Annotated in this window: 15 protein-coding genes; 6 read left to right on the forward strand and 9 right to left on the reverse strand. The window is 64.1% G+C overall.

Annotation, left to right across the window (positions count from 1 at the left end; genetic code table 11):
* Positions 1 to 137: 137 nt before the first annotated feature.
* The 3 genes from infA to aat all read right to left on the reverse strand — a co-directional run bounded on the left by infA (position 138) and on the right by aat (position 1,903).
* The gene (infA, locus tag B4L76_RS03900) at positions 138 to 356 is read right to left on the reverse strand and encodes a translation initiation factor IF-1 (RefSeq protein ID WP_002553999.1); all 219 of its coding nucleotides are present in this window, start codon (positions 354 to 356) and stop codon (positions 138 to 140) included.
* 102 nt (positions 357 to 458) lie between these two features.
* Entirely contained in the window at positions 459 to 1,166 is a 708-nt protein-coding gene (locus tag B4L76_RS03905) for an arginyltransferase (protein ID WP_296230639.1), read from the reverse strand.
* Positions 1,167 to 1,222: 56 nt separating this feature from the next.
* Entirely contained in the window at positions 1,223 to 1,903 is a 681-nt protein-coding gene (aat, locus tag B4L76_RS03910) for a leucyl/phenylalanyl-tRNA--protein transferase (RefSeq protein WP_296230641.1), read from the reverse strand.
* 445 nt (positions 1,904 to 2,348) lie between these two features.
* Here aat and B4L76_RS03915 point away from each other — a divergent pair, with 445 nt between their 5' ends.
* From B4L76_RS03915 to cysG, 6 genes are all read left to right on the forward strand, one after another.
* Entirely contained in the window at positions 2,349 to 4,859 is a 2,511-nt protein-coding gene (locus B4L76_RS03915; protein ID WP_296230643.1) for a DNA translocase FtsK, read from the forward strand.
* Between the two features lie 63 nt (positions 4,860 to 4,922).
* Entirely contained in the window at positions 4,923 to 5,546 is a 624-nt protein-coding gene (lolA, locus tag B4L76_RS03920; RefSeq protein ID WP_170030555.1) for an outer membrane lipoprotein chaperone LolA, read from the forward strand.
* Positions 5,547 to 5,558: 12 nt separating this feature from the next.
* Complete coding sequence (locus tag B4L76_RS03925; RefSeq protein ID WP_296230646.1) at positions 5,559 to 6,884, forward strand: replication-associated recombination protein A; 1,326 nt, start codon at positions 5,559 to 5,561, stop codon at positions 6,882 to 6,884.
* Positions 6,881 to 7,255, forward strand: coding sequence for a fluoride efflux transporter CrcB (gene crcB, locus B4L76_RS03930; protein ID WP_289133153.1), 375 nt, complete (start codon positions 6,881 to 6,883; stop codon positions 7,253 to 7,255). The genes B4L76_RS03925 and crcB overlap by 4 nt, the downstream gene beginning before the upstream one ends.
* Before the next feature lie 30 nt (positions 7,256 to 7,285).
* On the forward strand, positions 7,286 to 8,566 hold the full coding sequence (gene serS, locus B4L76_RS03935) for a serine--tRNA ligase (protein ID WP_296230651.1): 1,281 nt from the start codon (positions 7,286 to 7,288) through the stop codon (positions 8,564 to 8,566).
* Positions 8,567 to 9,958 carry a siroheme synthase CysG gene (cysG, locus tag B4L76_RS03940; protein WP_296230653.1) on the forward strand — a complete coding sequence of 464 codons (1,392 nt, stop codon included), beginning with the start codon at positions 8,567 to 8,569 and terminating at the stop codon, positions 9,956 to 9,958.
* Between the two features lie 33 nt (positions 9,959 to 9,991).
* On the opposite strand, the gene B4L76_RS03945 is transcribed toward cysG, so the two are convergent.
* From B4L76_RS03945 to tusD, 6 genes are all read right to left on the reverse strand, one after another.
* Positions 9,992 to 10,951, reverse strand: coding sequence for a glutathione S-transferase family protein (locus B4L76_RS03945; RefSeq protein WP_296230655.1), 960 nt, complete (start codon positions 10,949 to 10,951; stop codon positions 9,992 to 9,994).
* 94 nt (positions 10,952 to 11,045) lie between these two features.
* Positions 11,046 to 12,047 (reverse strand): glycosyl transferase family protein, encoded by a 1,002-nt coding sequence (locus B4L76_RS03950; RefSeq protein ID WP_296230657.1) that lies wholly within the window; start codon positions 12,045 to 12,047, stop codon positions 11,046 to 11,048.
* Positions 12,044 to 12,379 (reverse strand): TusE/DsrC/DsvC family sulfur relay protein, encoded by a 336-nt coding sequence (locus B4L76_RS03955; protein ID WP_186687011.1) that lies wholly within the window; start codon positions 12,377 to 12,379, stop codon positions 12,044 to 12,046. The genes B4L76_RS03950 and B4L76_RS03955 overlap by 4 nt, the downstream gene beginning before the upstream one ends.
* Positions 12,376 to 12,672 carry a sulfurtransferase complex subunit TusB gene (gene tusB, locus B4L76_RS03960; protein WP_296230660.1) on the reverse strand — a complete coding sequence of 99 codons (297 nt, stop codon included), beginning with the start codon at positions 12,670 to 12,672 and terminating at the stop codon, positions 12,376 to 12,378. Before tusB ends, B4L76_RS03955 begins: the two co-directional genes overlap by 4 nt.
* The gene (gene tusC / locus B4L76_RS03965) at positions 12,672 to 13,031 is read right to left on the reverse strand and encodes a sulfurtransferase complex subunit TusC (RefSeq protein ID WP_296230662.1); all 360 of its coding nucleotides are present in this window, start codon (positions 13,029 to 13,031) and stop codon (positions 12,672 to 12,674) included. The genes tusB and tusC overlap by 1 nt, the downstream gene beginning before the upstream one ends.
* Position 13,032: 1 nt before the next feature.
* The gene (gene tusD / locus B4L76_RS03970; protein WP_296230663.1) at positions 13,033 to 13,425 is read right to left on the reverse strand and encodes a sulfurtransferase complex subunit TusD; all 393 of its coding nucleotides are present in this window, start codon (positions 13,423 to 13,425) and stop codon (positions 13,033 to 13,035) included.
* Positions 13,426 to 13,544: the final 119 nt, after the last annotated feature.

Consider the following 13,544-nt stretch of genomic DNA (forward strand, 5'->3'; position numbering starts at 1 on the left):
CACCGGCGAAGCCGGTGCCATGCACCGCGGAGTCGGCTTCGCGGGGCAAGCCCGCTCCCACAAGGTGCGATGCAAGCCTGACGTTTCACAGGCACAAAAAAGCCCGGCACATGGCCGGGCTTTTTCATGGCTTGAGCTTAGCGCGCACGGTAGGTGATGCGGCCCTTGCTCAGGTCGTACGGTGTCAGTTCGACGCGGACCTTGTCGCCAGTCAGAATGCGGATGTAGTTCTTGCGCATCTTTCCGGAGATGTGCGCGGTTACGACGTGCCCGTTTTCCAACTCCACGCGGAACATGGTGTTGGGCAGGGTGTCGACGACAGTACCTTCCATTTCGAAGCTGTCTTCTTTCGACATGCAGTAGAGCCCTCGGATCCAGTGTTGGCCCGACGCATAACCGCACCGGGCAAAAAAGTGGCGTGGATTATGCCCGAAAATTGTGTGTCAAGCCAATGCCTTTCAGTTGAGGGTAACCCAGCGCTGATTGATCAACAGTTCGATAGGCCGGTATTGCGTCTTGTAGTTCATTTTCTTGCAGTTCTTGATCCAGTAGCCCAGGTATACCGCCTCCAGGTCCTGGCGCACGGCTTCGGTGATCTGCCAGAGGATGGCGAAGCGGCCCAGGCTGCGGCGTTCTTCTTCCGGCTCGTAGAAGGTGTACACCGCCGACAGGCCGTTGGGCAGCAGGTCGCACACGGCCACCGCCACCAGGCGGCCCTCCAGGCGAAACTCGTAGAACCAGCAGAACGGCAGGTCGCGTACCAGGAAGGTGGCAAACTGGTCGCGACTGGGCGGGTACATGTCACCGTCGGCATGGCGCGTTTCGATATAGCGTCGGTACAGGTCGAAGTACTCTTCCTTGAACGCCGGGCGCGCCGCGGTCACGGTCAGGTCGGCGTTGCGCTTGAGGATGCGCCGTTGCTGACGGTTGGGAATGAAGCGCGCCGCCGGGATGCGCGCCGGTACGCAGGCATTGCAGTTCTGGCAATGCGGGCGGTACAGATGGTCGCCACTGCGGCGGAAGCCCATCTCCGACAAGTCGGCGTATACGTGCACGTCCATCGGCTGGCTGGGGTCGAGGAACAGCGTGGTGGCCTGCTCGTCGGGCAGGTAACTGCAGGAGTGGGGCTGAGTGGCATAGAACTTCAACCGCGCCAACTCTGTCATGATCAACCCCCTCGGTGAGACGTTGCTTTAAGTGTATGCCAGCTCTGGGAACTCGCCTAGGCAACCCAGGTGGCGCTGTTGGGCTGGTCCAGGTGGCGGGCCAGGTAGCCGACGAACTCGGCGCGGCTGATGGCCACGGCGCCGAGGCTGTGCAGGTGGTTGGTCGGCATCTGGCAGTCGATGAGGACGAAGCCGGCCTGACGCAGGTGCTTGACCAGGGTCGCGAAGCCGACCTTGGAGGCGTTGTCGGCGCGGCTGAACATCGATTCGCCGAAGAACAGCTGGCCCATGGCCAGGCCGTACAGGCCGCCGACCAGTTCACCGTCCTGGCGTACCTCCACCGAATGGGCGATGCCGCGCCGGTGCAGTTCGCAATAGGCGGCGCGCATGGTGTCGGTGATCCAGGTGCCATCGGCGTAGTCGCGGGGGGCGGCACAGGCGGTGATTACGGCGGCGAAGTCCGTGTCGAAGCTGACCTGGTAGCGGCCCTGGCGCATCAGTTTGGCCAGCGAACGCGATACGTGCAACTGGTCCGGGAACAGCACCGTGCGTGGGTCGGGCGACCACCAGAGAATCGGCTGGCCGTCCTGGTACCACGGGAAGCAGCCATGGCGATAAGCCTGTACCAGGCGCTCGGGGCTCAGGTCGCCGCCGGCGGCCAGCAGGCCGTTGGGCTCGTGCAGGGCTTTTTCCAGGGGTGGGAAGGTCAGCGAGTCGCGGGTCAGCCAGGTGAGCATGGTCTATCGTGCAGTGGGGGAGGGGAGCGGGCAGCATGGCTTGGGTGGGAGGCAGGGTCAATCTCTTTGGCTCCTTGGCGGGCACGCCCGCTCCCACAGGAGCCCAGCAGCCATCAGGGTTTGCACCCGGCTCGTGGCAGTGTGCATGGCCGCGAAAAGGACGGCACAGGCGGTGAAAAAAGGCAATTTCCTACACATTCAACAAAGCACAGGCACCATCCGCCACATTTGCTGTCACACCTGTGCAAAAACACAGCATAAGCCTTTGTCACAGAAGACAATGCGTGGTCAAATTGCAGCTATGTGAAAGTCGTCCCCGGCCAAGCCCCCATACGGCGCCCCGCCATGGCGGCCGGCGGGCAGTAATGTTAAAAGTAGTGGTTCATTGGCCGCACCGCCGGCCGATCACTATTGGACGCGCAGCACGCGCAGGAATACACGCGTTTTGAAGAAATCCACCGCAACCCCAGCTCCCTTGCCCGTGCCCCTGTGGCGGCAGCAGCTGCATTATCGCCTCAAGGAAGGTGCGTTGATCGCTGTCGGCGCCCTGTGCCTGTACCTGTGGATGGCGCTGCTCACCTACGACACGTCTGACCCGGGCTTCAGCCACACCAGCAACGTCGAGCAGGTGCAGAACGCCGCCGGGCGCGCCGGTGCCTACTTCGCCGACATCCTGTTCATGGTGCTGGGTTACTTCGCCTATATCTTCCCGCTGCTGCTGGCGATCAAGACCTGGCAGATCTTCCGCGAGCGCCACCAGCCCTGGGACTGGAGCGGCTGGCTGTTCTCCTGGCGGCTGATCGGCCTGGTGTTCCTGGTGCTGTCCGGTGCGGCGCTGGCGCATATTCATTTCCACCCGCCGGCCAGCATGCCGTTCTCCGCCGGTGGCGCACTGGGCGAGAGCCTGGGTGACCTGGCGCGTAACCTGCTGAACGTGCAGGGCAGCACGTTGATGTTCATTGCCCTGTTCCTGTTCGGCCTGACCGTGTTCACCGACCTGTCGTGGTTCAAGGTGATGGACCTGACCGGCAAGATCACCCTCGACCTGTTCGAACTGATGCAAGGCGCCGCCACCCGCTGGTGGGAAGCCCGCAACGAGCGCAAGCGCCTGGAGGCGCAACTGCGCGAGGACGAACCCGTATTCAAGGCCGCACCGGCGCCAGCCGACAAGCACGAGCAACCGGCACGCCCGGCGCTGCGCGAGCGCCTGTTCAAGCGTGAGGAAGCCCCCGCGCAACCGGTCGAGCCACGCGAGCCTACCCTGTCGCGCGAGCCGCTGGTGTCGCGCGAGGCCACTGCAGTGCGCGAGCCGGTAGTGCCCCGCGAGCCAGCGGTGCAGCGTGAACAACCCACGGCCCCGACAATCGTGCCGCCGTCTGCCGCCAGGGCAGCGGAACCGAGCAAGCGGGTAATGAAGGAAAAGCAGGCGCCGCTGTTCATCGACAGCGCCGTGGAGGGCACCTTGCCGTCCATCTCCATCCTCGACCCGGCCGAACAGAAGAAGATCGAGTATTCGCCAGAATCGCTCGCCGGTGTCGGCCAGCTGCTGGAAATCAAGCTCAAGGAATTCGGCGTGGAAGTGACGGTGGACTCGATCCACCCGGGCCCGGTGATCACCCGTTACGAGATCCAGCCGGCCGCAGGCGTGAAGGTCAGCCGCATCGCCAACCTGGCCAAGGACCTGGCGCGTTCGCTGGCCGTGACCAGCGTGCGGGTGGTCGAGGTCATCCCCGGCAAGACCACCGTGGGTATCGAGATCCCCAACGAAAACCGGCAAATGGTGCGCTTCTCCGAAGTGCTGGCCACGCCGCAGTACGACGAGCAGAAATCGCCGGTCACCTTGGCCCTGGGCCACGACATCGGTGGCAAGCCGGTGATCACCGACCTGGCCAAGATGCCGCACCTGCTGGTGGCCGGTACTACCGGTTCCGGTAAGTCGGTGGGTGTGAACGCGATGATCCTGTCGATTCTGTTCAAGTCCAGCCCGGAAGACGCGCGGCTGATCATGATCGACCCGAAAATGCTCGAGCTGTCGATCTACGAGGGCATCCCGCACTTGCTGTGCCCGGTGGTCACCGACATGAAGGACGCCGCCAACGCCCTGCGCTGGAGCGTGGCCGAGATGGAGCGGCGTTACAAGCTGATGGCGGCCATGGGCGTGCGTAACCTGGCCGGCTTCAACCGCAAGATCAAGGATGCACAGGAAGCCGGCGAAATCATCCATGATCCGCTGTACCGTCGCGAGAGCATGGACGACGAGCCGCCGGCGCTGAAGACCCTGCCGACCATCGTGGTGATCGTCGACGAGTTCGCCGACATGATGATGATCGTCGGCAAGAAGGTCGAAGAGCTGATCGCCCGTATCGCGCAGAAGGCGCGCGCGGCCGGTATCCACCTGATCCTCGCCACCCAGCGCCCCTCGGTGGACGTGATCACTGGCCTGATCAAGGCCAACATCCCGACCCGCATGGCGTTCCAGGTGTCGAGCAAGATCGACTCGCGGACCATCATCGACCAGGGCGGCGCCGAACAGCTGCTGGGCCATGGCGACATGCTGTACATGCCGCCGGGCACCAGCCTGCCGATCCGTGTGCATGGCGCGTTCGTCTCCGACGACGAGGTACACCGTGTGGTGGAGGCGTGGAAGCTGCGCGGCGCGCCGGACTACAACGATGACATCCTCAACGGCGTCGAGGAGGCCGGCAGTGGCTTCGAGGGCGGCAGCGGTGGTGGTGGCGATGGCGATGATTCGGAAAGTGACGCCCTGTATGATGAGGCGGTGCAGTTCGTGCTGGAAAGCCGCCGTGCGTCCATCTCGGCCGTGCAGCGCAAACTGAAGATTGGCTACAACCGCGCGGCGCGCATGATCGAAGCCATGGAAATGGCCGGCGTGGTCACCCCCATGAACAGCAACGGCTCGCGGGAAGTGATAGCCCCGGGCGGCCCGCGCGACTGATGAACACCTTGCCGGGCACCAACGGTGGTGCCCGGCCTATTTCAATGCTCGATGAGGATTCCCATGCGCGCGATTCGCATGCTGCTGGTTTCTGCCCTGACCCTGGGCACGGTTACGGCCTATGCCGGTGAGCAAGATGTACAACGCCTGACCCAACTGCTGGAAAAGTCGCAGACCATCGAGGCCAACTTTTCCCAGCTGACCCTGGATGCCGGGGGCACCAGCCTGCAGGAAACCTCCGGCAAGATGACAGTGAAGCGCCCGGGCCTGTTCTACTGGCACACCGATGCCCCGCAGGAGCAGGTGGTGGTTTCCGACGGCAAGAACGTCACCCTGTGGGACCCGGACCTGGAACAGGCCACCATCAAGAAGCTCGACGTGCGCCTGAACCAGACCCCGGCGCTGCTGCTGTCCGGTGACGTGTCGAAGATCAGCCAGAGCTTCGATATCACCTCGAAGGAGCAGGGCGAAGTGATGGACTTCACCCTCAAGCCAAAGACCAAGGACACCCTGTTCGACTCGCTGCGCGTGTCGTTCCGCAAAGGCCTGATCAATGACATGCAGCTGATCGACAGCGTCGGCCAGCGCACCAACATCCTGTTCAATGGCGTCAAGGCCAACCAGGCGGTCCCGGACAGCAAGTTCAAGTTCGATATCCCGCAAGGCGCGGACGTCATCAAGGAGTAACCAGAACCCGCCATGGACCTGTTTCGAAGCGAACCCGTCGCCCAGCCCCTGGCCGCCCGCCTGCGCCCGTCCAACCTGGACGAGTACGTCGGCCAGGAGCATCTGCTGGCGCGCGGCAAACCGCTGCGCGAAGCGCTGGAGCAGGGTGCGCTGCATTCGATGATCTTCTGGGGGCCTCCAGGGGTGGGCAAGACCACCCTGGCGCGGCTGCTGGCGCAGTTCTGCGATGCTCACTTCGAAACGGTGTCGGCGGTACTCGCCGGGGTGAAGGAGATTCGCCAGGCGGTCGAGGTGGCCAAGCAGCAGGCAGGCCAGTATGGCCGGCGCACCATCCTGTTCGTCGACGAAGTGCACCGCTTCAACAAGTCGCAGCAGGACGCCTTCCTGCCGTACGTGGAAGACGGCACCCTGTTGTTCATTGGCGCTACCACCGAAAATCCGTCGTTCGAGCTGAACAATGCGCTGCTGTCACGGGCGCGGGTGTACGTGCTCAAGAGCCTGGACGAGGCGGCGCTGCGCAAGCTGGTCAACCGCGCCCTGACCGAAGAGCGCGGCCTGGGCAAGCGCAACCTGCGCGTCAGCGATGACGCCTTCAGCATGCTGATGGCTGCTGCTGATGGCGATGGCCGGCGCATGCTCAACTTCCTCGAGAATGCTTCCGACCTTGCCGAGGACGGCAGCGAGATCGGCGTCGAGATGCTGCAAAGCCTGCTCGGCGACAGCCGCCGCCGTTTCGACAAGGGTGGCGAGGCGTTCTATGACCAGATTTCCGCGCTGCACAAGTCGGTGCGCGGCTCCAACCCGGATGGCGCCCTGTACTGGTTCGCGCGCATGCTCGATGGCGGCTGCGACCCGCTGTACATCGCCCGTCGCGTGGTGCGCATGGCCAGCGAAGACATCGGCAACGCCGACCCGCGGGCGCTCAGCCTGTGCCTGGCCGCCTGGGACGTGCAGGAGCGCCTGGGCAGCCCCGAAGGCGAGCTGGCGGTGGCCCAGGCCATCACCTACCTGGCCTGCGCGCCGAAGAGCAATGCGGTGTACATGGGTTTCAAGGCCGCCCTGCGCGAGGCTGCCGAACACGGTTCGCTGGAAGTGCCGCTGCACTTGCGCAACGCCCCGACCAAATTGATGAAGCAATTGGGTTACGGCGACGAGTACCGCTACGCCCATGACGAGCCCGATGCCTACGCTGCCGGCGAGGATTACTTCCCCGAAGCGCTCGAACCGCGCCAGTACTACCAGCCAGTGCCGCGTGGCCTGGAACTGAAGATTGGCGAGAAGCTGCGTCATCTGGCCGAGCTCGACCGCAGCAGCCCCCGACAGCGGAGAAAACCGTGATCGCATTGATTGCCGCCGTCAGCGCGGGCGGTATTGCCGGTACCTTGTTGCGCTTTGCCACCTCCAATTGGGTGGTTGCCCACTGGCCACGGCACTTCTATCTCGGTACGCTGGCGGTCAACCTGGTTGGCTGCCTGCTGATTGGCCTGCTCTATGGCCTGTTCCTGCACAAGCCGATGGTGCCGATCGAACTGCGCGCCGGTCTGATCGTCGGCTTTCTGGGCGGCCTGACGACTTTTTCTTCCTTGTCGCTGGATACCGTACGCCTGCTGGAAAGCGGGCAAGTGCCTCTGGCCCTGGGCTATACCGGTATCAGTGTGGTGGGCGGGTTGCTCGCGACCTGGGCCGGCCTGTCCCTGACCCGATTCTGAACCAACACCTACACATAACGAGAGAACGATATGCTCGATTCCAAACTGTTACGCGGCCAACTTCAGGAAGTGGCGGATCGCCTGGCCTCCCGTGGCTTCAGCCTGGATGTCGCGCGCATCGAATCACTGGAAGAGCGCCGCAAGGCGGTGCAGACCCGCACCGAGCAACTGCAGGCCGAGCGTAACGCCCGCTCCAAGTCCATCGGCCAGGCCAAGGCCAAGGGCGAAGACATCGCGCCGCTGATGGCCGACGTAGAGCGCATGGCCAACGAACTGGCGGCCGGCAAGGCCGAGCTGGATGGCATCCAGGCCGAACTGGACGGCATCCTGCTGACCATCCCCAACCTGCCGGACGCCAGCGTGCCGGTCGGTGCCAGCGAAGACGACAACGTCGAAGTGCGCCGTTGGGGCACGCCGAGAACCTTTGATTTCGACATCAAGGACCATGTCGCCCTCGGCGAAATCAGCGGTGGCCTGGACTTCGAAGCCGCCGCCAAACTGTCCGGCGCCCGTTTTGCCGTGCTGCGTGGCCCGATCGCTCGCCTGCACCGCGCCCTGGCGCAGTTCATGATCAACCTGCACACCACTGAGCACGGCTACGAGGAGCACTATACCCCGTACCTGGTGCAGGCCCCGGCCCTGCAGGGCACCGGCCAGCTGCCGAAGTTCGAGGAAGACCTGTTCAAGATCAGCCGCGAGGGCGAGGCTGACTTCTACCTGATTCCGACCGCCGAAGTGTCGCTGACCAACCTGGTGGCGGGTGAGATCCTCGATGCCAAGCAACTGCCGCTGAAACTGGTGGCTCACACGCCTTGCTTCCGCAGCGAAGCCGGTGCTTCCGGCCGTGACACCCGCGGCATGATCCGCCAGCACCAGTTCGACAAGGTCGAGATGGTGCAGGTCGTCGAACCGTCCAGGTCGATGGAGGCCCTGGAAGGCCTGACCGCCAACGCCGAGCGCGTGCTGCAGCTGCTGGAGCTGCCGTACCGCGTGCTGGCCCTGTGCACCGGCGACATGGGCTTTGGCGCGGTGAAGACCTACGACCTGGAAGTGTGGGTGCCGAGCCAGGACAAGTACCGTGAAATCAGCTCGTGCTCCAACTGCGGCGATTTCCAGGCGCGCCGCATGCAGGCCCGCTGGCGCAACCCGGAAACCGGCAAGCCGGAGCTGGTGCACACCCTCAACGGCTCCGGCCTGGCGGTGGGGCGTACCTTGGTCGCGGTGTTGGAAAACTACCAGCAGGCGGACGGTTCGATCCGCGTGCCGGAAGTGCTCAAGCCATACATGGGCGGCGTCGAGGTTATCCGCTAAATGGATTACCTGCCGCTGTTCCACAAGCTGCAGGGCGGCCGCGTGCTGGTTGTCGGCGGCGGTGAGATCGCGCTGCGCAAGGCGCGCCTGCTGGCCGATGCCGGGGCCGCGCTGCGCGTGGTGGCGCCGGAGGTCGACGGCCAACTGGCCGCGCTGGCCCGGGAAGGTGGCGGTGAGGTGCTGGTGCGTGGCTATCAGGCAGCCGACCTGGTCGGTTGCCGGCTGGTGATCGCGGCCACCGACGACACCGGGCTCAATGCCCAGGTGTCGGCTGACGCGCAGGCCCTCAGCCTGCCGGTCAACGTGGTTGACGCGCCGGCCCTGTGTACGGTGATTTTCCCCGCCATCGTCGACCGTTCGCCTTTGGTGATTGCAGTTTCCAGCGGCGGTGACGCGCCGGTGCTGGCGCGGTTGATTCGCGCCAAGCTCGAGGCCTGGATTCCATCGGCCTATGGCGAGCTGGCCGGGCTGGCGGCACGTTTCCGGCACAAGGTCAAATCCTTGTACCCGGACGTCAATCAGCGCCGCGGCTTCTGGGAAACCGTGTTCCAGGGCCCGATTGCCGAACGCCAGCTGGCCGGGCAGGGCGCCGAGGCCGAGCGCCTGTTACAGGCGATGGTGGACGGTGCGCCGGTACAGCAAGGTGGTGAGGTGTATCTGGTAGGTGCAGGCCCGGGCGACCCGGACCTGCTGACCTTCCGTGCCTTGCGCCTGATGCAGCAGGCCGACGTGGTGCTGTACGACCGCCTGGTGGCACCGGCAATCATCGATATGTGCCGGCGCGATGCCGAGCGTATCTATGTGGGCAAGCGTCGTTCCGACCATGCCGTGCCGCAGGACCAGATCAACCGCCTGCTGGTCGACTTGGCCAGACAGGGCAAGCGTGTATTGCGCCTGAAGGGCGGTGACCCGTTCATTTTCGGGCGCGGTGGCGAAGAGATCGAAGAGCTGGCCGGGCAGGGTATCCCGTTCCAGGTGGTGCCGGGCATAACCGCGGCCAGTGGTTGTTCCGCCTATGGCGGAATTCCGCTGACCCACCGCGACTATGCCCAGTCGGTGCGTTTCGTGACCGGGCACCTGAAGGACGGCACCAGCAACCTGCCGTGGCATGACCTGGTGGCACCGGCACAGACGCTGGTGTTCTACATGGGCCTGGTCGGCTTGCCGACCATCTGTGCCGAGCTGATTCGCCATGGCCGCGCGGCCAGTACCCCGGCAGCCCTGGTGCAGCAGGGGACCACACGTAATCAGCGGGTGTTCACCGGTACCCTGGCGGATCTGCCTGAACTGGTGGCCCGGCATGAAGTGCATGCGCCGACCTTGGTGATCGTCGGGGAGGTGGTGCAGTTGCGTGACAAGCTGGCCTGGTTCGAAGGTTCGCAGAACAGCTGAAACCGCCGGGGCCGCAAAGCGGCCCCGAATGCCTCAAACCTGCCAGATCCCTTCGCCCGGCAACCGCTCGCGATCATGCGGCAGGCTGAAATCCTGCAACGGCCCCTTGGGTACGATCCCGTTCGGGTTGATGGTCTTGTGGCTCAGGTAATAGTGTTTCTGGATATGCTCCATGTTCACCGTGCCCGCCACGCCCGGCCACTGGTACAGCTCGCGCAACCAGTTTGACAGGTTGTGATAATCGCTCAGGCGCCGCAGGTTGCACTTGAAGTGGCCGTGGTACACCGCATCGAAGCGCACCAGGGTGGTGAACAGCCGCACATCGGCCTCGGTCAGGTATTCGCCCGCCAGGTAGCGGTTGCGGCTGAGCAGGTCTTCCAGATAGTCCAGTTCGTTGAATACATCGTCGAAAGCCGCTTCGTAGGCCTCCTGCGTGGTGGCGAAGCCAGCGCGGTATACGCCATTGTTCACCGCTGGGTAGATGCGCTCGTTCAGTGCCTCGATGGTCGGACGCAGCGGCGCGGGGTAGAGGTCCAGTGTATTGCCGGTCAACTCGTTGAACGCGCTGTTGAAGATGCGGATGATCTCCGACGATTCGTTGTTGACGATGCGCTTGGCTTGCTTGTCCCACAGCACCGGTACTGTCACGCGGCCGGTGTAGTGTGGATCATCCTGGGTATAGCGCTGATGCAGGTACTGCAAGGCGTCGAGGTGGTCACCGGAGGAGCCTTGCTGCTGATCGAAGGTCCAGCCATGGTCCTGCATCAGCCAGCTGACCACCGATACATCGATCAGGGGCTCCAGGCCTTTGAGCGCGCGGACGATCAAGGTGCGGTGGGCCCATGGACAGGCCAGCGAGACATACAGGTGGTAACGGCCGGCTTCGGGGGCGGGCAGCGGGTTGCGGCGCTGGGCATTTTCACGCTTGAAGGTGCCGTCCTTGCCGTTTTCATACCACTGGTCATGCCAGCGGCCATCGATCAAAAGGCCCATGCTGAGCTCCTGAAACAAAGTTGTTTGTCGTTGGAGCTCAGTCTAGGCCAAATCGTTCGAAAAAATAGCGTAAAGATCCGGGGCTTATAATCGATTAGATCGATTGGTTTCGTGCTTGCCAATAGCCTCGGGCTGTTGCGAACGCCTCTTCGCGGCCCTGGCCCAAGCCGCGAAGGGCCAGGGCCATGGTGGCGATGACAGCCTTCTCGCCATAGCTGTCTTCAACCTCGCCACGCCAGAAAGCCAGCAGGTGCTCGGCTTGCAGGCTGGGTGGCTTGACGTGACGGCGCTCGCTCAGCGCAGGCCACTCTTCATCCCAGGCCTCGCCTGCCGTGGTGCCGTAAAGGTGGCTGATGACATCAGGGTTGACCTCGATCTCGCCACCATCGCCCTTGATCACCAGCGCATGGTCGCCCAGCAGGCGGCTGGCCTCGCGGTGGACTGCCTGGTAACCGGGGTGAAAAATGCTCTGCAGGCCACAGCGCGCGCCCAGCGGGTTGAGGACCCGGGCCAGCGAGTGGATCGGTGAGCGCAGGCCCAGGGTATTGCGCAGGTCGATCATACGCTGCAACTGCGGCGCCCAATCCTGCAGCGGGAAGAACGCCAGCTGATGCTGGTCGAGTGCCTCGGCAACGGCTGCCCAGCTGCGGCACGGGGGGATCTGCAACAGGCCGAGCAGTTGTTCGGTATACATGCGCCCGGCGGTATGTGCGCCGCCGCCATGCATCAAGATGCGCACACCATTGCTGGCCAGACACTTGGCGGCCAGCAGGTACCATGGCAGATGGCGCTTCTTGCCGGCGTACGTGGGCCAGTCCAGGTCTACGGTGATGCGCGGGGCCTGCAGGTGCGCGCGCAGTGCCTCGGTGAAGCCGGCCAGTTCTTCTGCGCTTTCTTCCTTGTGTCGCAGCAGCATGAGGAAGGCACCGAGCTGGGCGTCTTCGACCTTGTCTTCCAACAGCAGGGTCATGGCCGCGCGAGCCTCTTCACGGGTCAGGCCTCGCGCGCCGCGCTTGCCTTTGCCAAGAATGCGCACGAATTCGGCGAACGGGTGTTCGGTCGGGGTTTCCAGGGTGAGTGGGCGTGGCTGGGTCATATGCAGTTGGTCGGTTTGGGCAGGCCCGCCAGCTTGGCGGCGAGTTTGGCGGGAGTGCCGTTGAACAGGCGGTTCAGGTGCGGGCTGTTGCCCTTGTCCGGGCCCAGTTTGAGTGCCGTGTACTTGATCAGCGGGCGGGTGGCCGGGGACAGCTGGTATTCCTGGTAGAACTGGCGCAACAGTTCGAGGATCTCCCAGTGGTCCGCAGTCAGCGGGATGCCCTCGCGCGCGGCCAACGCCTCGGCAGCGGCAGGTGACCAGTCCTGCAGGTCGACCAGGAAACCGTCCTTGTCCAGGGCGATCGCCTGATCGCCAACGGTGAGCGTATTCATAGCCAGCTGTTGACCTTGTGGTAATGCAGCGACAGTTCGACGAAGCCGGTGTAGTCCACGGCCTTGGCCAGTTCGTTGCCGACTGCACGGGCCTGCACATCTTCCTCAAGCGCGAACAGGCGCTCGGCCAGGCCGGCGGCTTGCAACTGGCGGTACGGCTCGCTGCCGCTGCGCAGGGCGTATACCGCGTCACCGCACAGCAGCAGGGCATCGTCGGCGCCCAGCAGGCGCAGGCAACTGGCCAGGCGCTCGTCGCCAAACGGGGAGTGGGCAATTACATGCAGGGTTGTCATCACAGCGTTACCACCTGGTCAAAACGGGCGATCAGCGCGGCCAGAGCCGCATCGTCGAGCACTTGCACCGGCAGTGCCAGGCAGTCGGCGGCCAGGCCACGGCGGGCGAGGCTGTGGTTGCAGGCGAACAGCTCCTCCACGCCGAACATTGGCAGCGCTTGCAGATTGGCAGCCAGGTTCTTCTGCTGCACGACAGCGGGCTGCTGGTCCGGCGCAAGCTGGAAGACGCCGTCATCGAGAAACAGCATGCCCAGCGGCAGGTCGAACGCACCGCCGGCCAGGGCAATGTCCAGTGCCTCACGGGCCGATGGTCCGTTCCAGGGTGCCTGGCGGCTGATGATCAACAAGGATTTGGCCATTTCAGTCGCCTCCGAAGCAGACAAGGCGGTCGGCAACCTGGGCGGCCTCATGCAGTTGGCCGAGCCCTGACAGCTCCCACGGCTTGGGCAGGTTCACGGCCGGACGCTGATAGCGGTTGGCCTCGGCCTCGTCGAGCACGCCACGGCGTAGAGCAGCGGCAATGCATACTACGGCGTCCAGCCGGTTGGCGGCGATGAAGGTGCGCCACTGCCCAGCCACATCCAGCTCGTCCTGGGGCGCGACCACGTTGACCGAGGCGCTGTGCACCCCGTCCTGGTAAAAGAACAGCCGGGCAATCTCATGGCCGCCGGCCAGCACCGCCTCGGCGTAGCGCAGGGCGCGTCGCGAGGAGGGCGCATGGGCCGGGGAGAACACCGCGATAGCGAATTTCATGGGTCACTCATGCAGAAGGAATGGTGCCATGATAAAGCAAAAAAGCCCGCGCCCGCTTGTGCATGCGGGGCGGGCTTGCTGGGGCGCGCCAATCTCAAGGCCCACGCTCTTTCAGGAAT

This window comes from Pseudomonas sp. UBA4617 (assembly GCF_002386445.1).
Classification (GTDB): Bacteria; Pseudomonadota; Gammaproteobacteria; order Pseudomonadales; family Pseudomonadaceae; genus Aquipseudomonas.